General features: G+C 36.9%; 23 protein-coding genes. 12 read left to right on the top strand and 11 right to left on the bottom strand.

What is annotated here, in order from left to right:
• Window positions 1-154: 154 nt before the first annotated feature.
• Window positions 155-493 (bottom strand): helix-turn-helix domain-containing protein, encoded by a 339-nt coding sequence (locus tag ACH8JV_RS16035; protein ID WP_396522402.1) that lies wholly within the window; start codon window positions 491-493, stop codon window positions 155-157.
• A 424-nt stretch (window positions 494-917) separates the two neighbouring features.
• Between ACH8JV_RS16035 and ACH8JV_RS16030 the strand changes: the two genes are divergently transcribed.
• A complete protein-coding gene (locus ACH8JV_RS16030) occupies window positions 918-1,478 on the top strand; it encodes a TetR/AcrR family transcriptional regulator (protein ID WP_396522400.1) in 561 nt (186 codons plus the stop codon).
• A 175-nt stretch (window positions 1,479-1,653) separates the two neighbouring features.
• Window positions 1,654-2,958, top strand: a complete 1,305-nt coding sequence (locus ACH8JV_RS16025; RefSeq protein WP_396522398.1) for an MFS transporter — start codon at window positions 1,654-1,656, stop codon at window positions 2,956-2,958.
• Between the two features lie 95 nt (window positions 2,959-3,053).
• Here ACH8JV_RS16025 and ACH8JV_RS16020 read toward each other — a convergent pair whose 3' ends face one another.
• Window positions 3,054-3,491 carry a DUF2147 domain-containing protein gene (locus ACH8JV_RS16020; RefSeq protein ID WP_263613352.1) on the bottom strand — a complete coding sequence of 146 codons (438 nt, stop codon included), beginning with the start codon at window positions 3,489-3,491 and terminating at the stop codon, window positions 3,054-3,056.
• Between the two features lie 295 nt (window positions 3,492-3,786).
• Between ACH8JV_RS16020 and ACH8JV_RS16015 the strand changes: the two genes are divergently transcribed.
• Both ACH8JV_RS16015 and ACH8JV_RS16010 read left to right on the top strand, forming a co-directional pair.
• A complete protein-coding gene (locus tag ACH8JV_RS16015; RefSeq protein ID WP_396522396.1) occupies window positions 3,787-4,041 on the top strand; it encodes a transporter suffix domain-containing protein in 255 nt (84 codons plus the stop codon).
• 231 nt (window positions 4,042-4,272) lie between these two features.
• Entirely contained in the window at window positions 4,273-4,743 is a 471-nt protein-coding gene (locus ACH8JV_RS16010) for a spore coat U domain-containing protein (RefSeq protein WP_396522394.1), read from the top strand.
• Between the two features lie 51 nt (window positions 4,744-4,794).
• On the opposite strand, the gene ACH8JV_RS16005 is transcribed toward ACH8JV_RS16010, so the two are convergent.
• From ACH8JV_RS16005 to ACH8JV_RS15990, 4 genes are all read right to left on the bottom strand, one after another.
• Window positions 4,795-5,478 (bottom strand): hypothetical protein, encoded by a 684-nt coding sequence (locus tag ACH8JV_RS16005; RefSeq protein ID WP_396522392.1) that lies wholly within the window; start codon window positions 5,476-5,478, stop codon window positions 4,795-4,797.
• 48 nt (window positions 5,479-5,526) lie between these two features.
• Window positions 5,527-7,701: a TonB-dependent siderophore receptor gene (locus tag ACH8JV_RS16000; protein WP_396522390.1), complete on the bottom strand. Its 2,175-nt coding sequence runs from the start codon at window positions 7,699-7,701 to the stop codon at window positions 5,527-5,529.
• 158 nt (window positions 7,702-7,859) lie between these two features.
• Complete coding sequence (locus ACH8JV_RS15995; RefSeq protein WP_396522388.1) at window positions 7,860-8,444, bottom strand: GNAT family N-acetyltransferase; 585 nt, start codon at window positions 8,442-8,444, stop codon at window positions 7,860-7,862.
• 49 nt (window positions 8,445-8,493) lie between these two features.
• Window positions 8,494-9,312, bottom strand: coding sequence for an isocitrate lyase/phosphoenolpyruvate mutase family protein (locus ACH8JV_RS15990; protein ID WP_396522386.1), 819 nt, complete (start codon window positions 9,310-9,312; stop codon window positions 8,494-8,496).
• 314 nt (window positions 9,313-9,626) lie between these two features.
• On the opposite strand from ACH8JV_RS15990, the gene ACH8JV_RS15985 reads away from it, so the two are divergent.
• Window positions 9,627-10,331 (top strand): SDR family oxidoreductase, encoded by a 705-nt coding sequence (locus tag ACH8JV_RS15985; RefSeq protein WP_396522384.1) that lies wholly within the window; start codon window positions 9,627-9,629, stop codon window positions 10,329-10,331.
• 119 nt (window positions 10,332-10,450) lie between these two features.
• Here the strand turns inward: ACH8JV_RS15985 and ACH8JV_RS15980 are convergent, their stop codons facing one another.
• On the bottom strand, window positions 10,451-10,771 hold the full coding sequence (locus tag ACH8JV_RS15980; protein WP_396522382.1) for a pyrimidine/purine nucleoside phosphorylase: 321 nt from the start codon (window positions 10,769-10,771) through the stop codon (window positions 10,451-10,453).
• A 238-nt stretch (window positions 10,772-11,009) separates the two neighbouring features.
• Between ACH8JV_RS15980 and ACH8JV_RS15975 the strand changes: the two genes are divergently transcribed.
• The 3 genes from ACH8JV_RS15975 to metC all read left to right on the top strand — a co-directional run bounded on the left by ACH8JV_RS15975 (window position 11,010) and on the right by metC (window position 13,670).
• Window positions 11,010-11,480, top strand: coding sequence for an Lrp/AsnC family transcriptional regulator (locus ACH8JV_RS15975; protein WP_004702573.1), 471 nt, complete (start codon window positions 11,010-11,012; stop codon window positions 11,478-11,480).
• Window positions 11,481-11,521: 41 nt separating this feature from the next.
• Window positions 11,522-12,250, top strand: coding sequence for an AAA family ATPase (locus ACH8JV_RS15970; protein WP_396522380.1), 729 nt, complete (start codon window positions 11,522-11,524; stop codon window positions 12,248-12,250).
• Between the two features lie 238 nt (window positions 12,251-12,488).
• A complete protein-coding gene (gene metC / locus ACH8JV_RS15965; protein ID WP_396522378.1) occupies window positions 12,489-13,670 on the top strand; it encodes a cystathionine beta-lyase in 1,182 nt (393 codons plus the stop codon).
• Between the two features lie 176 nt (window positions 13,671-13,846).
• Here the strand turns inward: metC and ACH8JV_RS15960 are convergent, their stop codons facing one another.
• Window positions 13,847-14,569, bottom strand: coding sequence for a type 1 glutamine amidotransferase (locus ACH8JV_RS15960; RefSeq protein WP_396522376.1), 723 nt, complete (start codon window positions 14,567-14,569; stop codon window positions 13,847-13,849).
• A gap of 749 nt (window positions 14,570-15,318) precedes the next feature.
• Here ACH8JV_RS15960 and ACH8JV_RS15955 point away from each other — a divergent pair.
• A complete protein-coding gene (locus ACH8JV_RS15955; RefSeq protein ID WP_002054492.1) occupies window positions 15,319-15,531 on the top strand; it encodes a cold-shock protein in 213 nt (70 codons plus the stop codon).
• A 175-nt stretch (window positions 15,532-15,706) separates the two neighbouring features.
• Here ACH8JV_RS15955 and ACH8JV_RS15950 read toward each other — a convergent pair whose 3' ends face one another.
• On the bottom strand, window positions 15,707-16,735 hold the full coding sequence (locus ACH8JV_RS15950; protein WP_396522374.1) for a MerR family transcriptional regulator: 1,029 nt from the start codon (window positions 16,733-16,735) through the stop codon (window positions 15,707-15,709).
• A gap of 242 nt (window positions 16,736-16,977) precedes the next feature.
• Complete coding sequence (locus ACH8JV_RS15945; protein WP_396522372.1) at window positions 16,978-17,676, bottom strand: DUF1826 domain-containing protein; 699 nt, start codon at window positions 17,674-17,676, stop codon at window positions 16,978-16,980.
• A gap of 256 nt (window positions 17,677-17,932) precedes the next feature.
• Between ACH8JV_RS15945 and ACH8JV_RS15940 the strand changes: the two genes are divergently transcribed.
• From ACH8JV_RS15940 to ACH8JV_RS15930, 3 genes are all read left to right on the top strand, one after another.
• Entirely contained in the window at window positions 17,933-18,883 is a 951-nt protein-coding gene (locus tag ACH8JV_RS15940) for a 3-hydroxyacyl-CoA dehydrogenase NAD-binding domain-containing protein (protein ID WP_396522370.1), read from the top strand.
• A gap of 158 nt (window positions 18,884-19,041) precedes the next feature.
• Entirely contained in the window at window positions 19,042-19,236 is a 195-nt protein-coding gene (locus tag ACH8JV_RS15935; protein ID WP_396522368.1) for a hypothetical protein, read from the top strand.
• 252 nt (window positions 19,237-19,488) lie between these two features.
• Window positions 19,489-19,947: a hypothetical protein gene (locus ACH8JV_RS15930; RefSeq protein WP_396522366.1), complete on the top strand. Its 459-nt coding sequence runs from the start codon at window positions 19,489-19,491 to the stop codon at window positions 19,945-19,947.
• 106 nt (window positions 19,948-20,053) lie between these two features.
• On the opposite strand, the gene ACH8JV_RS15925 is transcribed toward ACH8JV_RS15930, so the two are convergent.
• Window positions 20,054-20,500: a DUF6130 family protein gene (locus ACH8JV_RS15925; protein ID WP_396522364.1), complete on the bottom strand. Its 447-nt coding sequence runs from the start codon at window positions 20,498-20,500 to the stop codon at window positions 20,054-20,056.
• Window positions 20,501-20,527: the final 27 nt, after the last annotated feature.

Raw genomic sequence — 20,527 nt, 5'->3', positions numbered from 1 at the left:
TTTAACTCAGTATATTTATCATTAGAGCGTACAGCTTTCATGTGATAGAAATAAGTACTACGAGCAATCTTGGCAATACTGAGTAAGAGCTTTAATGGATAAATTTGCCTTAATTCTGAAATAACTTGAACACTGTCTGCAGTAGAAATTGAATTTAAGTACGTTGCTTCAGTTTTAAGGCTTTTAGCTTTTTTAAAAAGGCAACCTCTGCTCGTAAAGCAGTCACTTCATCAATGAGCTCCTGCTGAGATTTATCTTTGTCATCTTTTACAGGCTTGGTTATTTTAGTTTTATCTTGTTTAAGCATATTGGTATAAATCTTCGTGGTATTAAACCCAGCAATCCCTTCTTTATGATACTGAGCTAGCCACCTTCTTATGGTTTGGAGATCTACATTAAATTCTTGTGAAAGGATTTTATATCCTTTACTTCCCTCTAAATAAGCTTGAATGACTTTTAATTTTAACTCTTTTGAATGCTTCGGAATTGGCATAGGGCACACCTCATAAGTTTAAAAAGTCTAACTTATGGGGTGCAGTTCAGAACGGGAGGGGGCACCTTTGGGTGTGCTGGAATCTTAAGGCCAGTCTGCTAACCCCCTTTCGTTCTGCCACCATAATTCTATAAATGTCTGGCAGAACTCCTAATAAAAAGGAGTTGGCTTTGCACATTCTTAATTTCTTGGCACTCATTGCCAAAAGCTATAACGACACCACTTAAATCATCTTTAAACAGCTTGATGGCCTTTAAGGTTCTCAGGCTTTAAGTCATTACGGCTCAAAAACTTGCATCAACAATAAAACTTGAGATGTGCCAAGCACAGTCTTTACGGCTTTGCTGTGCCTTTTTTTCTCCCAAAAAGGGCACAGGCTTTTTATCTCATTTAGACACAACAAGAATTTTATAACTGTAAAACTATGTCAACTTTAGAACTATCTTCCAAGAAATTACAGGTTATTCAAACCGCAATCCAACTCTTTACCACTCGTGGCTTTCACACCTCAGGCGTAGACCTGATTGCTAAAGAAGCCAACATCACCAAATCCACATTTTATAAATATTTTGGCTCGAAAGAACACCTAATCGAAATGTGCATCGCCTTTCAAAAAAGCTTGCTCAGAGAAGAAGCGCTCGCCATCATTTACTCAAGCCGTTACTACACTTCAAAAGATAAACTCAAAGAAATTATTGTTTTACATACCAATTTAAACAGTCTGTATAACCTTTTACTTAAAGCTATTTTTGAAATAAAACTGCTTCACCCGCAGGCTTACCGTATGGCGGTTGAATATCGAAAGTGGCTGCGCCATGAAATTTTTGACCTGATTTTTAGCGGAGAAATTAATGAGCCAAAATTCGATGCCAACATGGTGGTAAACCTGATAGATGGTTTGCTGCTACAGGTTTTAAGCTCGAACAGCTTTGAGCACAGGGATATAGCCGTAGAGTGCTTTTTTAAGTCGACTTGTTTCAGGTAAATGGGGTTATTTAAATAATAGGATATATGGTTTGCTTGGGGTTTTGTGAGATGAGCAGACCATAGACGCCGTGCGATGAGGTGTGCTATTTTGTTTTACGCTAATCGTAAATAGATTACGTATATAATAATTAAAATGGAATTAATTTAAAGCGCCTCATGGAGAAAGGAATACCATGAAAGAAGTTGCATTAAGTGATTTGATCAATCAGCAGAAAGTTGGACCTTATCAAAAATTTATTCTGGTTACCTGTTTACTGCTCATGATTATGGATGGTTATGACATCCAGTCCATGGCTTACGCAGCCCCAATGATTATAGAAGACTGGGGCGTTCAAAAAACCATGCTAGGCGTTGTGTTTAGCGCAAGCTTATTTGGATTATTTGTCGGATCATTTTTATTAAGTTCACTTTCCGATCGTTTTGGTCGCCGTCCGATATTACTTATCTCGACCTTTATGTTCTCGGTACTAATGCTGTTAACACCCCATGTAGGCAATATTGAACAACTGACCGCAATCCGCTTTGTTACAGGAATTTTTTTAGGCGGTATCATGCCAAATGTGATGGCTTATAGCTCCGAAATTGTTCCATACAAATCTCGTATTTTTACCATGATGGTCATTTCTTGTGGCTATACGGTAGGGGCAATGTTAGGGGGCGGTATATCCGCCTTATTAGTTCCTTGGGGGGGATGGCAGTCAATTTTTTATTTTGGCGGAATTATCCCTCTAATCATTTTCTTTATTACCTTCTTTAAACTGCCAGAGTCTTTATATTTTTTGAGTGAAAATAGCAAAAACACTTCTAAAATTTTGTTTTGGTTAAAGAAGTTTTATCCCGCATTAACGTTTAATTCAGAAATAAAAATTATCAATAACACTGAAGTTGAGGTTAAAAAGTCACCGCTTGAGTTATTTAAAAATCAGCGTGCATTTTTTACCTATTCGATCTGGATCATTAGTATTTTAAATATGATCAGCCTATATTTTCTGGCGAACTGGCTACCCACTTTAGCCAAAGAGTCAGGACTTTCATTAAATCAGGCATTAATGATTGGCTCGACCCTACAATTAGGCGGTACGATTGGTAGTGTGGTGATGGGCCTTAAAATTGATAAGACTGGATTTTATAAAGTATTAATTCCTGTGTTTTTAGTCGCAGTGATAAGTGTTGCTCTAATTGGCTATGCTGTTAGCCATATCGTTTTATTGTTTATGATTATTTTTATTGCTGGTTTTGCCATTGTGGGTGGACAACCTGCTATTAATGCCTTATCTGCCAGTTATTATCCAGTTTCACTTCGGACTACAGGGGTGGGCTGGAGTATCGGTATTGCGCGCTTGGGTTCGGTCATTGGGCCGTTATTTGGTGGGTATCTCTCTCAATTTCTGGTTATTACCCATTTATTTGTAATTGCTGCCATACCTTCGCTATTCGTGATTATTATGTTGATTATTCAGGCTAAGTACCGATCATAACACTGTCTACATACAGAATTTACATAGTGCACATATAGACTGTAATTATGATCGGTGAGTAGCTAAAGAGAGTTAATCAAAAGCTACTTCATGAATTATTTAACTCGATACCACGTTTGGTTTCGGCCAATTGCAGAAATACCAATGTAGCCACGCGCGGTAAGTTTTTCACCATCTGGCGATACAGTTACGCTAAAGCGATAGGTCTTGTCTGACTGAGGGTCGAGAATAGATCCTTTGTCATATTTATTTTTACCTATACTTTTTAAATTTTTGACGATGGTTAAACCAATTAAAGATTTGTTTTTATAAGTACCTTCACACATCGTACATTTGTTGGCTTCGCTTGGAACAAGGATTTTTTCAATATTCGCAAAGAGAAGACCGTTTTTGTCTTCGCTAAATCTAACTAGTGCTCTAGGTTGATTGGTTGCATCATCAATGGTTTTCCAAACACTGCCATGTAGTTTGTCCGAAGCAAATGAATGAATCGAATAAAAGCTAAGTAAAAGTAATAATAAATATTTTTTCATATCAATGGATTCTCGATTTAAAGGTGGATGATTTTAGCCGCTAGAATTATTCATTTTAAATTTAGCTTCACAGTTTTCTTAGTATTCAATCTATAAGCTAAACAATATGTAAAGTTATATTCTATCTGGGATTATATTATTTTGATGCCTTTTTTTATGCAATTGCGAGAATGGACAGAATTATTCGGTTTTTAGAGATTTTTATTTCTCCATGCTTTTTACACACTTCTTCAATGCTCTATACACAAAGAAGTGAATAATGGGATTTATAAATTTTTAAGTTTAAAAGCTGTTTATGACACGTCCTCAATTGAACCTCAAAAAGAGAATAGGCTTAGTTTTATTAGGATTTGTTGCTTTGTATTGGATTTCGTTTCCTATTCTTCCTTTTCTAGATATTCCTTATAAAGCAGCCGTGATCACAGGGTTGATGGTACTAGGAGAGGTTCTATTTTTAATTGCAATTGCTCTATTAGGTAAGGAATATTGGGCTAAGATCAAACAATGGTTTTCTAAAGTATTTAGAAAAGTAAAACCTGAAGAAAATTAATTAATATTGAATGGTAATAAAAAATATTAACTACTTTTTAAACTAAATAAATTACGTTTAATTCATCACAAATTATAAGAATAATATGAAAATCATGTGATTATTATCGATTGACAGTAGGCGATATTAAGTTTTATAACTTAATGACCCTGAAACTGTTTCTTTAGTAAAACAGAAAAATGACAATATAAAGATGAGTAGAAAATAGAACAAAAAAGATAAGGAGAAGAAATGAAAGTCATTAAATACGCCTTATTTTCCCTTATGGGAATGTTGATAATAAATAGCGCAGAGGCTGGAAATGCATCTACTTCATTAAAGGTTAGCTTAACCATTGTAGACACTTGTGAAGTTTCAACCCAAGGAAATTTAGATTTTGGTTCAGTTGTACGTGCTCAACCAGTTACTGCTGCAAGAACCGATGTATCTGTCCAATGCAGCCAGAATACGCCATATCAAGTGGCGGTTACCTCAGACAATAACTTTAAACTTAAGTCAGCTACCAGTCCTGCTTCTGTGGCATATGTGCTGTATCAAGATGCTGGTCATACCCAAATTTGGGGCGGGGCAGGAAGTAACATACACTCAGGTGTAGCAACAGGTATGAAAGAAAATATTCCTATACATGGGGTAATTACATCGAGTACCAATGTTCAGGCTACAAAGTATGAAGATTGGGTGCGTGTAAATGTTGTTTATTAATTGCAGCTCTACAAAGTGTAATGAGAAACCTTGAGAGCTGCACAAATAGTTTTATTTATTGGTGAGCCACTCAATTGAGGCATCAAACAGCTTTAAGCCGTCGTCAGATAGATTGGTAAAGGTGTCATTGTTAAGAAAAAACATAAGACGTTTTGCAGGTGCTAAAGATTCATAGTCCATCGTTGCACCTTTCTCATATCCCCAAATGGCTACTTTTTCAGGTTGGCCATAAATCGTTGCGATAATGGTGGCACCTAAACCCGGCTTACCCCAACTCATAGGCGCTTGAGCTTTATACACATTGCGGGTTCCGGCAGGAAGATGTGCAGACAATGGATGCGGTGCATTGACTAACCACAAATAACGTTCTTTCTCGACTTCACCAAAATCGCTATTAATGCGTTTACCTGTCATAGCCAAGTCATCAAGATAATCGTTTTCCCACGTCATGAGTGGAAGGGGAAGTTGACGCCAACCAGATTGAAGATTTTTAGAAGCAACCGTAGATGAAATAATGACTAAGTCTGTGTTCTTTAAACTATTTGGTGAAACAGATTGATCTAACACCTCAACTTGGTAGCCCTTGCTTTGCAAGTATTTTTGAATGGCAATATCGGTATTTGCAGAGGCACCCTTAACCTGTGAGATCAAAGCAATTCGTGTTTGAGCATAAATAGAAGATGTCCACACACAGAGTGCAGTGACCATCATCAGGGTAGAAAGAAGCTTTTTCATAATGTTCTCAAAAGAGCAGTGATTTATGCACTGCTCTGATCCCATGTTTTAAAATTTAAAGGTTGCACGTAATACCGCTTGGCGAGAGTCACCTTGAGACACTGTCACATTACTTACGCTGGCTGTGTAGTAAGTTTTATCAAAGATATTATTTAAATTAAATTGGAACGTAACTGCTTGTTTGGCAATGGTGGTGTCATAACTGACAAAAGCATTGGCAAGAGTATAGTCTGGCAGGTCAAAGGTATTTTTTGAATCCCCAGCACGTTTGCCAACATAATTACTGCTTACACCAAAACGTAAATTACCGTTGTAAAGTTCGCCATAATTATACGCTAATGCTAAAGATGCGGTATTTTTCGCTACATTATTTAAGCGATTGCCCTCAAGGCCATTTTCATCCTTAGTGACTTTAGCATCTGTATAGGCATAGGTGAGGGTCGCATCAAGCTGATCGGTTACACGTCCTGTTAGGTCGAGTTCAGCACCTTTAGAACGCACCGCACCTGTAGTATGTAATTCTGTGCTCTGATCATTAGTGATGGTGACTAAAACATTACGTTTTTTAATATCATAGAGCGCAAAGTTGGCTTTGATACGGTCATTTAACTCATATTTTGCGCCAACTTCATAAGACTTGGCTTGTTCAGGTTGAACATTAGAATCGATGATAACATTACCATTGCTACCTAAAGGAGCGATTGATGAAGATGGTTTAAGCGACTCTGTATAGCTACTATAGAATGAAAGCTGGTCATTCCATTTATAAACTAAACCTGCATGTGGGAGCCAAGCATCATCATTGGTGTTGGTATTTTCTTTAAACGGTCTGCCACGTCCAGCAGTTTGCTGATAGTTCAGGTAACGTCCACCCAGTACAGCAATCCATTTTTCATTTAAGTGAATTGCATCTTGTACATAAAAACCGTAGGTATGCAGTTTATCGGTTTGATCACTCTCTGTTGCCACAATATTTTGAGATGGTTCGACAGTTCCAAAACTTGGATTTAAATAATCTATTGTCGAAGTAGTAGTACTACGGACCATGTCGGGACGGAAATACTTACGGTACTCAATGTCTGAACCGAATTGAATATCATGTTTTAAACCAAACAGATTGGTTGAACCATTGATGTAAGCTTGAGCATTACTATCTACACTTTGTGCATTTAAGGTCGCATCTGCACGGCGTTTAACGGTGTGATTAGCAGTATCTAATGAAAGTACACGTAACTGGTTGGCATCATAAGTTTCGTAGTTGTAGGTATAGCCGAAGTGAGCCGACCAATTATCATTAATTTGATGGTCAACTAACAATTGCGCCAAATGATCTTCACCTTTCATTTGGTTAAAAGCTTCATCTAGACGTTGGTATTTAGAGATCGGTAAGGCTTTATTGGTTTTCGGGTCAAAAACGGTAGAACGGTCAAAAGGTACATCAAAGTGACGGTATTGATAACTTAGGTTCACTTTAGTTTGACCATTATCCCATGCTACAGACGGAGCAATTAAAGTCTGTTTGAGATTACCAAAATTACGCCAATAGTCCGCATCGGAATGATCGGCAATAAAGCGATAAGCAAAGTTACTGTCACCAATTGCACCTGTAGTATCTATGCTTGCACCTAAGCCATTTTTGCCTGCTGCAAAGCTTGAGCCGTAAACGGAAAGTTCAGTTTTCTGAGTTGTCTCAGGTTTTTTTGTAATGACATTGACCACACCACCCGGGTCCATAATGCCATAGAGCAATGAAGATGGGCCTTTTAAAACTTCAACTTGTTCAACTGCCGCATTCATGGTTCGGCCTTGCACAATTGGCATGCCATTTACAGTAATTGAACCGTCACGGTTATCACCAAAGCCGCGTTTCATTACGGTGTCTTGTGTACCGCCTAAAGTATTACCCTGCGTAATGCCGCTGACTTGAGTTAGTGCATTGTCCAAGTTTGCAGGCAAATAATCTTTCATGTATTGCTTCGATACAACGTTTACAGTTTGCGGGCTTTCTAGATTTTTTTGTTTGCCTCTAAGCGTCGACGCCGTTTGTGTTGCGATATAACTTGAGTCTGCTTCAGCCTGAACCTTAATCGTTTCTAGTTGTGCTGGTTGAATCGCGGTTGTTTCTGCCCAAGACATCATCGGGATGAGGGATAAAAGTAAGGGGCTACTATGTTTTAAAATTTCAACAGTAATTAAATTTTTACGCGGGGAGAAAGCAAACATAAGTATACCTAAGTGATATAAAAATCGTGAAAGGCTAAAAAAGAGCGACTATTCAAGCGAACAAACAGGAGTGCCGACTAGACTCAAAAAAGTGTGTAAAGTATATATAAATGAGACTCATTTGCAATGTTTTGCAGGCAATAAAGCCTAAGGAAAAATTAATAATAATTTAACTTTTTAATTAGATTATCTTTTATGCTCGGCCACTCTTCATCAATAATACTGAACCTGACTGAATTCCTTTTCCTGCCATCAGGCATAATTCGCTCATTTCTAACCACACCTTCTTTCTGGGCACCGAGTCTTAAAATCGCATTCTGGGATTTTTCATTAAGTACATCTGTTGTGAACTGAACTCTAACGCAATTTAGCTCTTCAAAGGCATATTGAAGCAGTAAATATTTTGCTTCTGTATTTGCGTATGTCCGCTGCCACGATTTTGAGTACCAAGTACTTCCAATTTCTAACTTTAAATTTTTTCTATCTATTTTCCAAAATCTGGTAGACCCAATAATTTTTCCTGTAGCAATGTCTTCGACTACAAAAGGCAGAACCGTACCAGCTTGGTAACCTTCTAGTGCATGCTGAATATAGTCATTTACTGTTTCTGTTGAAGGAACTACAGTGAAAGGAAGGTTCCATAGTTCTCCATCTGAAGCAGCGTTAACAAGGTCTTTTGAATCTTCAATAGTGAATAGGCGTAGTCGTATACGATGGCTTGAAAGCGTTATGTTTAAAGGCATAACAGAGGCCCTAGCTAAAAGGTACTAAATAAAGAGGTCTATCCCAATCTTATTTAAATCGACTATTAAGATCGCCACTTGAAACCGAAGTATTGAGCGAATGAAAATTGCCTGACTCGGCAATCGCACTTGCTGTTTTAATAAAACCATCCCAAGCTGAACGAGCTAATGCACCACCAAGGCTAATACGTCTTACACCCAAGTCTGCAAGTTCTGCTGCCGTTAAATCGCTATCCCAACCAATTAAAACGTTTACAGGTTTTGGTGAAACGGCATTCATCACAGCGATGATTTGTTCACGAGTTTTAATACCAGGCGCATACAGGCAGTCAGCACCAGCTTCTGAATATGCTTTTAACCTGTTAATGGTATCTTCTAAATCGGGTATACCCACAAAGAAGTTTTCAGCACGACCAATAAGCATGACGTTAGTTCCACTTTGATCGATCGCTACGCGAGCTGCTCGTATTCTTTTAAATGCCTCAGGAATATCACGAAGCGGCTTTTCACTATTTCCCGTTGAATCTTCAATAGAAATACCCGCTATACCTGTATCAAGTGCCATCAGAACATTTTCAATGACGCCTTGAGTTGTATCTGAAAAGCCACTTTCAAAATCAGCATTTATAGGTAGATTAGTGGACTGAACCATATAACGTAGATGTGCCAAGGTTTCATCTCGGTCGAGTTGACCATCAGCCTTTCCGCAAGACCATGCATAACTTGAGCTTGTTGTTGCTAGCGCTTTATAGCCCAGTTGTTCGAGTATTTTTGCACTGCCTGCGTCCCAAGGGTTGGGTAAAATAAAGCATCCGTCTTTATGGAGATCGCGGAAAAATTTTCTTTTCTCATCGACTGAATTTTTCATTATTTCGTGCTCTTTTTAATGTATTTACTTAAACTTAGCCACTCAATTTTGCCTTTAAACTAAGAGCTTGAAAGACCAACTCAAGTCGAATGACTATAACAACTTTTTAACGTATACAAATACAACCACTTCTTAATTTCAAATAAGAAAATCAAAATAAAGTCATGTCCATTTTGGGGATATTGATTATAGTTTTCTTGAATTTATATAAATCTGTTTATCGTCATAAAAAATCATAGTGAGTGTTTTATTATTTTTGTAGTTAACAGGGGAGAACGAACCGGAAACTATTTTATGTCTAATAAGGACCCGCTATGAAAAACACTTATTTAGTTACAGGCGCTACGAAAGGTATTGGAAAAGCAATTAGCGACGAACTGTCCTTGCAGGGACATCACGTTATTGGTATTGCCAGAAATATCGACCATATAGACTTTCCCGGACAGCTTTTTAGTTGTGATTTATCCAATATAGAACAAACTGAAGAAACCTTAGCTTTAATTTCTAAATCTCATGTCATACATGGAATCGTAAATAACTCAGGAATTAGTTTGCCCCAGCCTTTAGGCCAGATTTCCTTTCTTGCCTTAGAGGAAGTTTGGAACTTAAATGTAAGAGCGGCTATACAAGTGACTCAGCATTTTGTTGCGCAACTAAAAGAACAGCGCTTTGGGCGAATTATTAATATTGGCAGCAGGGCAATTTACGGAGCAAAACAACGGACAGCATACTCGGCAGCAAAAAATGCATTGGTCGGGTGTACTAAAACTTGGGCACTTGAGTTGGCTGAGTTTGGAATAACGGTAAACTGTATTGCGCCGGGGCCAATTGAAACGGAACTTTTTAGAAAAACCCGACCCGTTGGAAGTGAAGCTGAAAAAGCGATATTAGAAAGTATTCCTTTGGGAAGAATAGGTACTCCACAAGATGTTGCACATGCAGTCGCTTTTTTATTGTCAGATCATGCAGGTTTTATTACCGGCCAAGTTCTCAATGTTGATGGTGGTGGAAGCTTATAGATAATCTTAACAGTGCTTAGTAGTAAAATTTAAACTTCATCTTGTCTAGTTTTAAGAAAAGATGAAATTGTTCATAGGAAAACCACATCCTATGAAAGGTATGACTTTGTAATTTTAATTCATTCTAAATGGCAGACGTAATCAATCACTTCATCTGTGATAATTTTAAATTTACTATTTTCTGGAACATTAAAAGACTCACCACTTGCATAGACTTTAGTATCCGGATCATCGCCAATTTGAACACTACATTTTCCTGAAATAATCTCAATGCGTTCCGAAACGTGGGTCTTAAAAGTTAAAGCTTTCTCTGTTGGAAGAATCACACCTAAAGTCTTTTTTGTACCGTCTTCAAGTTCAATAACATGGCTAATAGAGTGTCCTTCGTAATGAACATTCGCTTTTTTTGTTATAGACACAGCATCAAATTGATTTGGCATTTTTCTTGTCTCTTTTATTGTACCGAATATGTACAAGATAATAATAAAAGCTCATCTAAACTTTCAAGCTTTAAAAATAAATTGTTAGGTGGACAATAGAAATAAATGCGTCTCGAATGCACGAAGATCATTTAAAATATAGGTAAATATCTTTTTTATTAAAATTAGAATAACAATCTAATATATTGTTCATTGATTTGATTTATTGCAAATACATAGTGCAGAGAAGCTTGAAGGTATGAAGTTAAATTTAGATAAATATGACCGTGTAATATTAGATCTTCTACAGAAGGACTGCACATTGGCAATAGGTGATATTGCTGAAAAGGTGGGATTAAGCAACACGGCTTGCTGGCGCAGAATACATAAAATGGAAGAAGAGGGTATTATTCGTGCAAAAGTCGCTTTGCTAGACCGTAAAAAACTCAATATTAATGTGATTGTGATGGTGTTTATCAAAACCGCTCAACACAATATTGAGTGGATTCAAAAATTTCACTCTCATATCTATAGCATAGATGAAGTGATTGAAGTGTATAGAATGGCAGGTGAAACAGATTATTTACTTAAAGTCGCCGTATCGGATGTTGCTGAGTTCGATAAAGTTTATAAAAAATTAATTGAAATTAATGGTTTGGCTGATGTGAGTTCTAGTTTTGCTATGGAGCAAATTAAATATACGACAGAACTTCCTTTAAATTTTTTCTAATAAAAACTGCGAATACTATTAAAAATTAAGGACCAGCAAAAATGCTAGAAGCTAAACCTTATTTACGTTCGGTACAAATTAAAGCAAATATACAGGCAGACTGGTCAATTTATCCTTTTGCAATACCAGCCGTTAATGATATTGAACAATTAAGCTTCCATCCAGACGTTACTTTTTTTGTTGGTGAAAATGGTTCCGGTAAGTCGACGATTATGGAAGCCATCGCTTTGGCACTTGGCTTTTCCGAAGAGGGCGGCACTCTAAACGTGCGACTTAATTCAGCGAGTAGTTCATCAGGTTTATTTCAGCATTTAAGAATGATTAAAAGCTTTAAAAAGCCTAAAGACTATTACTTTTTAAGAGCCGAGAGTTATTACAATGTCGGCACATATATGAATGAATTGAACTATGTAAAAAGTTATGGTGGCAATATCCATGCTTGTTCACATGGAGAAAGCTTTTTAAAGTTGCTGACTCATAAATTACAAGGTGAAGGGCTTTATTTATTAGATGAACCTGAAGCTGCTCTTTCACCTACCATGCAATTTGTCGCTTTGTCGGCTATTCATGAATTATGCAAAAACCAGTCACAACTGATCATTGCAACGCATTCCCCAATTTTACTGGCTTATCCCAACGCTAAAATCTATCACTTTTCTGACATTGGAATCCGTGAAATCCAGTATGAGCAAACGGAACATTTCCGCGTGACGCATGATTTTTTAAATAATTACCAAAAGCGTATCCAGCAAATCATGCATGAAGAATAGTGTGAGAAGTACCTTTTATAATAGCAAGTTCGAACAACAAGCAGTTCTTCACAGGACGCTATAAAATCATATTTTACTCTAAGAAATAAATGTCGGATTTAAATTCTAATTTTAAGTGAAAATAAGAAATAAAAATCTAATATAAAGATAAAATATAGAAAATATTAAAATTTATATCCATTGAAATCTCATTATCATGAATTGGTAATAAAGTTGATATGTTTCTCGGAATATAAAAGTGAATCAATTCAGTACAGATGTCATTAATTTAGGACGAACACCCGAGCGCTTTGATGGTCTAGTCAACACACCTGTTTTTCGTGGTTCTACTATTGTTGTAAATAGCTTTAGTGAGTGGGAAGAATTTAAACGAAATGGTGGGGTATATCGACATTATGGTCGTTTCGGCGCCGCAACAGCTAAATCTTTTGAAAGTGCAATCAATGCACTTGAAGGTGGTGCGGGTAGTCTGGTGTTTCCATCTGGCTTATCGGCATGTACACATGCACTTATGGCTTGTGTAGAGGCAAATAGTCATGTCTTGATTGCCGATAACATCTATGGCCCAACACGGAATTTTGCTGACAATATCTTAGTCCGAATGGGGGTAAGTGTTGACTATTTTGACTCTACTAACCTTGAGGTATTAACTGAAAAAATTAATCATCGTACCAGTGTGGTGTTTATTGAGTCACCGGGTTCAATGACATTTGAACTGAGTGATGTTGCGGCAATTTCAGCAATTAGCCATCAATACGGCGCAAAAGTATTAGTCGATAACTCTTGGGCAACGCCGTTACTTTTTCAACCCTTAAAGCATGGCGCTGATATTTCTATTCAGTCCGTAACCAAATACATTGGCGGCCATTCTGACATTCTAATGGGTGTGGCTACTGCAAACGCCGAAACATACGAACAACTCACGAAAACTGGACATTTGTTTGGTGAGACCACAAGCCCAGACGACATTTATTTGGCTTCACGGGGCTTGCGAAGTTTAGCGGTAAGGTTAAAGCAGCATCAAGATAGTGCTTTAACTATTGCTCGATTTCTAGCAACACATCCGGCTATTAAGGAAGTGCTTCATCCTGGCTTAGAAACTAGTCCTTATCATGATTTGTGGTTAAGAGATTTTGATGGTTCATCTGGAGTATTTGCTTTTTATTTAAAAGAATCTGAACCTTCTTATGTACAAAAATTCTTTGATTCGTTGCAATTATTTCACATTGGTTTGTCTTGGGGTGGGTTTGAAAGTCTGATTTTACCTGTTGGGCAAGCTTATCGAACCCATACCAATCTACCCAAAGATGGCTATTTGGTGCGCTTGAATATTGGGCTGGAGTCGGTGGTCGATTTACAAAAAGATTTGCAACATGCCCTACAGTGCGCAGAACAAATGCGTGTTGAAAGTGTGATATAGCTGTCTTAAAACCTAAAAGCTAACTTTGCACATCAGCCGCTTCATGTGTGACAGGCGCTATTATTTTATTAGATGTTGTATAGCGACCATCTACTACTTGGGTCTTTATTGCTACCTGCATGACAGCTCAACTCACTTCACGAAAGAAAGCCCTGATAAAAGGGCTTTACTGTGATTTAGTTGAGTTGTAAATATTCATCTTTTAATTTATCTAGAAAAATAAATAGGTTTTGATTCATTTCTTGGTAATCGTGTTTTCTTAATTCTTCACGGGTGTTAACAAATTTATAATCATGAGCTTGATCGAGTTCAGTTGCTGAATGTTGAATGAGTAATTCGACGACTTCAGGCGTTAGTTCCATATGACACTGTAAACCATAAACTAATTTCGAATATTCAACGATTTGTCGTGGACATCCTGCACTAAAAGCAATAATTTTTGCATCGCTCGTTAACCCGGGCATATCATTGTGCCAGTGGCCAACTTCTGTCATTTTTCCTAAATGTGAGAATAGAGAATGTTTAAAACCGTACTCTGTCAGCATAATAGGAAACTTACCAATTTCTCTTTCAGGGCTATGTTCAAACTTGGCACCTAAAGCTTCACCGATGAGCTGTGAACCTAAACATATCCCTAAAACAACTTTGTTTGCTTGGATGGCTTTCTTAATGACAGCTTGTTCAGCGAGTGAATTAAAATGAGAACATGCTTCAATGGTCGTATCTGGACTTTGCGGCCCACCCATCACAATAAGAAAATCAATTTCTTCAACCGTAGAAGGTAATTCTTCATTTAAATACACTCTTGAATATGTCATTTTGAAGTGATTATTTTGACCCCAAATTTCATATGCACCAGGTGCTTCAAAATCTTCATGAACAATAAAATGTAGGCGCATGATAGTCCTCAAAATTTAAAGAGTGTATAGATAGGTTCATTGCTAGATATAAGCCAAAGATAGGTTACGGAGCCTATGGCCTAATGAATACATCCAGTTTTTTAAAGTTATATGGTCCAGTTAAAGGCGGATGTTCCCATACAAAGGCGCTTACAACAGACAGTTTGTTTAATAATGATTTTAACGATGCTGGTTAAAATATAATAATGATTGAATTTTTATTTTAAAATTAATTTGATTTATATTTATTCTAATAGAAGTTTTAATAATATTTATATTCTTATATATTTCTAACTGTGACAGTTTTTGAATAGCATAGGGTAATCATAATATTTAGTAATATTATAGAGTAGGACAGAGACATAGCCTAACTTATTGTAATTAATCAATACTGTTAAGCCGGATAAAGGTTTTGAATTAATATAAATCTAAGATTTAAGAAGGGGCTATAACAAATAAAATGTTATATGTTTAGATCATAAAGTGTAATTATTTGTACAGATGTAAACAAATGTTTAGTATAGTCGTAATAAATAATTCATATAAAAAGTTTGTATAAGTGATTTTTTGGTGTATAATTAGCTTAACTAGAAAAAAGACTTATTAGTTTAGTAAATCCTCTTTTAGTATCGAAGCTTTATTCATAATCCTCCGTTTTTAAGATCTTAAGCTCAATTCGTTATTTTTTCCAAGTTAAACCTGTCATGTCTCATGACATTAAGTTCTTAAAATTCAATAGGATGTATATCATGTCTAACAACACAGCTACTGGTACAGTTAAGTGGTTCAACGAAACTAAAGGTTTTGGTTTCATTCAACAAGATTCTGGTCCAGACGTTTTTGCTCACTTCAAAGAAATCGCATCTTCTGGCTTCAAAACTTTACATGAAGGTCAACGTGTGACTTTTAATGTTGTGCAAGGCCAAAAAGGCCCTAGCGCTACTAACATTATTCCACAGTAATTATTCCACAGTAATTATTTCTGTAGAATAAATAAAAAAGCCCTCTTTAGAGGGCTTTTTTTTTGGCAATAAGGTTTAGCTTTTCTTTCTCGATTTTAAATTCGATATTGAATAAGTGCTTTAATAACCTAGGGAAAATCACCCTTCTTAGTATAAAAAGAGCGATTTAACAGAACTAAGCACTGCGCATTAAAGCTGCTACTGCTTTTTCCAGAAATTGTAGGGTAACTGGTTTGAGCCAAGTGCCGTCCGCCAGGCTCGGTTCATTTTGCATTGCCTTACGAATTTTTTCTTGAGTACTTGGGTTATTACCAGCATAGCTTTGTAGCATAGAAAGCCATTGTTGAGCCAAACGCCGTGCACCTTCACTATCTGGTTGGACTTCGGCATCAATCAATTTTTCAATATCGACCAACAATTGAGGCCATTTTTTCATCTCACGAATGTAGTTTTCTTTTAGAAAAGCAAATTCATTGTCAGATAAATAGCGGGCAAAAATACTCAGCTTACTTTCAGAAAACGCTTGAAGTAAAAACTCAACAACTTCTGGTGTAACCCCTAATTTTTCCTGAAATTCAGACTCGGCTGAATTTATGGCATTTAATTTAACAAGCCATTCGGGGTTAGCTCGCGTATTCTGCTCAAGAGTTTTCATCCACTTTCGTGCCAAATCTTGAGCAGCTTCACTATTAGATGGTTCGCCAGCATTAAATAGTGCATTTGCTGCCTGAGTTAACTCTTGCCATTCTTGGTGACTTTTACTACCTGCTTGTAAGAAAGTAAGTTTTTCAAGCTCTTCTTTTGTAAAGTATTTCTCAAACATTGCTATAAGCTCCAGTGTTTTTAGCCAATCCTCCAAACCAAGTTCTTCACCATTCATAATCTGAGATTTCAATTTACTGAGCTGATTTCGCAATTTCTTTTGCTCATTCAGTCTCTGATCAATTGCTTGAATCTGCTGATCAATAATGGGTAAAAGCGCAAGATTGGGGTCTTCAAGAACCGTATGGATTTCGGCTAACGACATTCCCATTCCTCGTAATGCTTGAATCTGATGCAAACGAGTAATGTCTTTACGGGTATATAGTCGATAACCAGCATCGGAACGGACCGAAGGCTGAAGTAAACCGATATCGTCATAGTGATGAAGAGCGCGGACAGTAAGTCCTGTTTGTTTAGCCAATTCACCAACTTTTAACAGCATCTTTTTAGCTCCTTCTTCCTTAGGCGTGTTTTATGCTAGGGGCTTACGTTACGTGAGGGTCAACTACTTTAAATCATATTTTTTCATTATTTTCGCTTTGGTAAATATTCAAATTTATTTTATTCATTATTGGAGTGAACGACGAGAAATTAGAAATGCTTTTTAATATAAATTGACTTTAAGCCAATTCAATAATGAAAGAACAGATATTTAAGTCTTTAAAATTAGCAATATGTCGGAAATTAACAGATGAGTAGCAACCGATATTCACCATCATTTTCAACTGGTGCTCTATGCACACACGGTAAAACCTTTTGACTGGGATGATCTACCGCCAAACGCCACAAGTGTCCTGTACCCAAATTTATAGGTTGAGCATGGGCTTTAGGCTGGTAATGTAAATCAAAAAAAAACTCTGCTAAAAAGCTTTCAAATTCCGCTTCTGGGCCGTCGTGTAATGCTTTGAGTTTTTCTCTAATTTCTGGAATTAAAATTTTTTGTTCAACCTGATCATTAGGCACAATATCACTGGCTGCACCGTGATAAGTACATAAAAAAGTATCGGTTTCTATAGGAGAGCGATCAACGTGAAATGAATAGACATCTGTTGAAATAAAATCTAGCTCTTCATCACGTTCATAGTGTTTAAGTAAATTAAGTACAGGCGATGCACCCATATCAGTTAAAAGCTGCATGTCTTTTAAAATAATGTCTCGAGCCAAATCACCTTGTTCTGAAAGCTCAAGTGCTAACAGGTCTTCAGTAGAAATTTCAGTAATATTTTCTTTTAACTCAAGTTTAGCCACAATTTCTTTAAAGTCGCCAAGCAAATTTCTGTGCCAACAAATAGCATTCTTATCTCCCTGAAAATGTGTATTTACAAGTTCAGCAAAAGTAGACACCACTTCAACTTGCTTGTGGTCAGAAAATGTATTTGTCATATGAAATTTAAATCGCTCAAAACCCTGCCAATCATACACGTTTAGCGCTTCTGAGGCTGCAATCTTTAGCCGCAATTTTAGTTGTTAAAAATGAATATAATGCAAGAAAAGTACAATAATGATATGAACTTTGGGTTCAGCTTGCCTATTATAAAATGGCTTTAAGTAACCAAGACAAGATGAGAAGTCGACTATTTTTATGGTCGTGTAAGGAAATAAGGACAGTTTTTAAAAGTAATAGGGTTGTGAGGAAAGTATGGAAGAAATTAAAACCATCGGTGTGGTTGGTGTTGGTGTCATTGGTGCAAGCTGGACAGCATTATTTTTATATAAAGGCTTTAAGGTAAAGGTATATGACCCTTATCCCATAGATGAAGAATTATTTAAAAAGAGAATACAAGCAAATTTAAAAGATTTACAAGATTTAGATTTGCAAAAGCAGTCTAGCCATTCTTTACAAGATGTTCTTTCAAATCTAGAGCTTCACAACAGCTTAAAAGATGCTGTAGCCGATGTCCATTTTATTCAAGAAAATGCACCAGAGCGTTTAGATTTAAAGCAAAAGTTATATCAAGACATCACGTCATATTGTCCTGAAAAGACGCTGATTGCCTCAAGTTCTTCAGGCCTAAAAGTTTCAGACTTTCAAAAAGAAGCAGCTCATCCCGAGCGTATACTTTTAGGCCATCCATTTAACCCACCTCATCTATTACCTTTAGTTGAAATAGTAGGCGGAAATTTAACAGATCCACAGTTTTTAAAGCACGCTTCCGAGTTTTATCAAGGACTAGGCAAACACCCGATTATTTTAAATAAAGAAGTAAAAGGGCATGTCGCGAACCGCTTGCAAGCAGCCTTATGGCGAGAAGCTTTTTCCTTGGTGAAAGAAGGAGTATGTTCAGCTGAAGATGTTGATATTGCAATTACTAGTGGGCCAGGGCTGAGATGGGCATTATTTGGCCCCTATATAAATATGGAGCTTGCGAACCAGAAAGGCTTTAAAGAGGCAATTCATCACCTTGGGCCACCTATGACCGAATGGTGGAATGATATGCAGGCTTTCCAACACTCAGAAGAAACGACAGAGTTGTTAGAAGAACAAACCAAAGAGCTTTTAACACATTATAAAGATGTCGATTTATATCAAAAAAGAGATAAAGGGCTAGTCGATATTCTTAAACTAAGACAACAGCTAGAGTTGGATTAAACTCATTTTTTAGAAGTGCCAAACAGGGCTTTACTGCAATGTTTGGCTTTTTTATTGTGGCGTATTTCGGTAGTATTCCTATTTTTCTTTCTGCTCAAAACTTATAAAAAGCTTGCTGTATTCTTAAGCTTTTTATGGTCATAAATTTACTCAGGTATATGAAACGTTACTACAAGCAAACTGGAACGGTGGCTTCACATTGGACGACCGAACAAGACTGTTTTTTAATAGAAAATAATTCTCTTTCTATAGATGAGTTAAAAGAACATTTACCATTTTCTGAAGAAGAAATTAGAGTTCGTAGATCAGTTTTAGGGCTGGTAAGACGAGATCAGCAAATGCGACCGTATTAATTTTACCAAATGGTAAATTTTAATTGAAAATAAATATTTCAAAACATCTTAATAATTTAGAAAAATTGCGGATGAGTTATCAAAACCATACTTTTTTTATGTGATTGTTCAGTGTGATTTACATAAAGCTTTAACTACTTACTTTTGACTATAATAATGTTTCACTCCTTTACACTTGTTTCACCATAATCAGAACCATAAAACATTTTAAGATCAAAACTTTATAACAATTGAGATTGAGGAGGGTAAAAAATGCCAAAGTATTTAGCCGTGGCTGAAAAGGTTTATAAGAATATTAAAAAAGGCGACTTATTCACCAATGACCTTACACAAAATCTGAATTGTTTAATCAGTCAGATACGTAAGGCCATTAAAGGGACTGAGTTTAAACTTAAGTTCAATTACATTGATTTTGATGAACAGCTCACCAAGCCTCTTAGTGAATGTAAAGTCAAAGTCGATTTAAGTGTTATGCCTAAGTTTGAAAATGAAGGAGAGTATTTACTCTGGTTAGCAAGTTTTATCGAGCGGATTACAGAAGGTGGGAAACCTAAATTTCCGCCAATTTCACAGCTCATCCCGCACGGATTTAAAATGACGAAAGAATCATTTCCTGTGACAGCCGCTCCTCAAAAAGAAGAGCACGCGGATATGATTATTAATTATTTTAAATCGAAAGATTTTCTGAAAACCGAGAAAACTCCTTCATAAAAGAATATAGAAGTATTCGTCCACCATACTTCTATATACCTGCTGGTTTATACTCAGCGACCGCCTTCTGGGGCGGTTTTTTTTATGGGTATTACACCATCACTGATCAATGGGAATGCGTATTTCTAGAGTCTATGTTTGTGGTGACAAACGTCAATGTCTGATGATCTAACACTTGATGTGTCGCATCAGCCAAATCAATGGAAACCGTATGCTCACCGGGAGCCAGTCCCTGAAGGACGATTGGTTCTTCAGATGCTTGTACCCAATGCCAAGAATTGTGATCAAGCGAAACATGCAGGTGACCGAGTTTTGGTTTAACCGCGAGTGCCGCATCTCCATAAACAGACAATATTCGAATATTCTGCGCATGCCAGCGGATAATGACGACCCCTTTAATGACCTGATGATCTGTTGGAGAGTCAATGATCAAATGGGGTGTATTATCCTTTTGCTGCACTGGTGATACGCCAACACTGGTCTCGTTCGCATAGGCTTGCGATCCCAAAAGCAATACCCCAAGTATTCCTGTGACCAGTAACTTTGTGTTCATAACGAAGCACTCTGAGATTAATGTAAG

It is taken from the genome of Acinetobacter sp. ABJ_C5_2 (assembly GCF_044538485.1).
Lineage (GTDB): Bacteria > Pseudomonadota > Gammaproteobacteria > Pseudomonadales > Moraxellaceae > Acinetobacter > Acinetobacter nosocomialis_A.
The sequence above is the reverse complement of the archived record's forward strand: the minus strand, read 5'-3'. Positions and strand labels throughout refer to the sequence as shown.

Excerpts from the sequence above, each read along its gene's own strand:
- ACH8JV_RS16035 (WP_396522402.1), bottom strand. The coding sequence starts at position 493 with ATGCCAATTCCGAAGCATTCAAAAGAGTTAAAATTAAAAGTCATTCAA.
- ACH8JV_RS16030 (WP_396522400.1), top strand. The coding sequence starts at position 918 with ATGTCAACTTTAGAACTATCTTCCAAGAAATTACAGGTTATTCAAACC.
- ACH8JV_RS16025 (WP_396522398.1), top strand. The coding sequence starts at position 1,654 with ATGAAAGAAGTTGCATTAAGTGATTTGATCAATCAGCAGAAAGTTGGA.
- ACH8JV_RS16020 (WP_263613352.1), bottom strand. The coding sequence starts at position 3,491 with ATGAAAAAATATTTATTATTACTTTTACTTAGCTTTTATTCGATTCAT.
- ACH8JV_RS16015 (WP_396522396.1), top strand. The coding sequence starts at position 3,787 with ATGACACGTCCTCAATTGAACCTCAAAAAGAGAATAGGCTTAGTTTTA.
- ACH8JV_RS16010 (WP_396522394.1), top strand. The coding sequence starts at position 4,273 with ATGAAAGTCATTAAATACGCCTTATTTTCCCTTATGGGAATGTTGATA.
- ACH8JV_RS16005 (WP_396522392.1), bottom strand. The coding sequence starts at position 5,478 with ATGAAAAAGCTTCTTTCTACCCTGATGATGGTCACTGCACTCTGTGTG.
- ACH8JV_RS16000 (WP_396522390.1), bottom strand. The coding sequence starts at position 7,701 with ATGTTTGCTTTCTCCCCGCGTAAAAATTTAATTACTGTTGAAATTTTA.
- ACH8JV_RS15995 (WP_396522388.1), bottom strand. The coding sequence starts at position 8,444 with ATGCCTTTAAACATAACGCTTTCAAGCCATCGTATACGACTACGCCTA.
- ACH8JV_RS15990 (WP_396522386.1), bottom strand. The coding sequence starts at position 9,312 with ATGAAAAATTCAGTCGATGAGAAAAGAAAATTTTTCCGCGATCTCCAT.
- ACH8JV_RS15985 (WP_396522384.1), top strand. The coding sequence starts at position 9,627 with ATGAAAAACACTTATTTAGTTACAGGCGCTACGAAAGGTATTGGAAAA.
- ACH8JV_RS15980 (WP_396522382.1), bottom strand. The coding sequence starts at position 10,771 with ATGCCAAATCAATTTGATGCTGTGTCTATAACAAAAAAAGCGAATGTT.
- ACH8JV_RS15975 (WP_004702573.1), top strand. The coding sequence starts at position 11,010 with ATGAAGTTAAATTTAGATAAATATGACCGTGTAATATTAGATCTTCTA.
- ACH8JV_RS15970 (WP_396522380.1), top strand. The coding sequence starts at position 11,522 with ATGCTAGAAGCTAAACCTTATTTACGTTCGGTACAAATTAAAGCAAAT.
- ACH8JV_RS15960 (WP_396522376.1), bottom strand. The coding sequence starts at position 14,569 with ATGCGCCTACATTTTATTGTTCATGAAGATTTTGAAGCACCTGGTGCA.
- ACH8JV_RS15955 (WP_002054492.1), top strand. The coding sequence starts at position 15,319 with ATGTCTAACAACACAGCTACTGGTACAGTTAAGTGGTTCAACGAAACT.
- ACH8JV_RS15950 (WP_396522374.1), bottom strand. The coding sequence starts at position 16,735 with ATGCTGTTAAAAGTTGGTGAATTGGCTAAACAAACAGGACTTACTGTC.
- ACH8JV_RS15945 (WP_396522372.1), bottom strand. The coding sequence starts at position 17,676 with ATGACAAATACATTTTCTGACCACAAGCAAGTTGAAGTGGTGTCTACT.
- ACH8JV_RS15940 (WP_396522370.1), top strand. The coding sequence starts at position 17,933 with ATGGAAGAAATTAAAACCATCGGTGTGGTTGGTGTTGGTGTCATTGGT.
- ACH8JV_RS15935 (WP_396522368.1), top strand. The coding sequence starts at position 19,042 with ATGAAACGTTACTACAAGCAAACTGGAACGGTGGCTTCACATTGGACG.
- ACH8JV_RS15930 (WP_396522366.1), top strand. The coding sequence starts at position 19,489 with ATGCCAAAGTATTTAGCCGTGGCTGAAAAGGTTTATAAGAATATTAAA.
- ACH8JV_RS15925 (WP_396522364.1), bottom strand. The coding sequence starts at position 20,500 with ATGAACACAAAGTTACTGGTCACAGGAATACTTGGGGTATTGCTTTTG.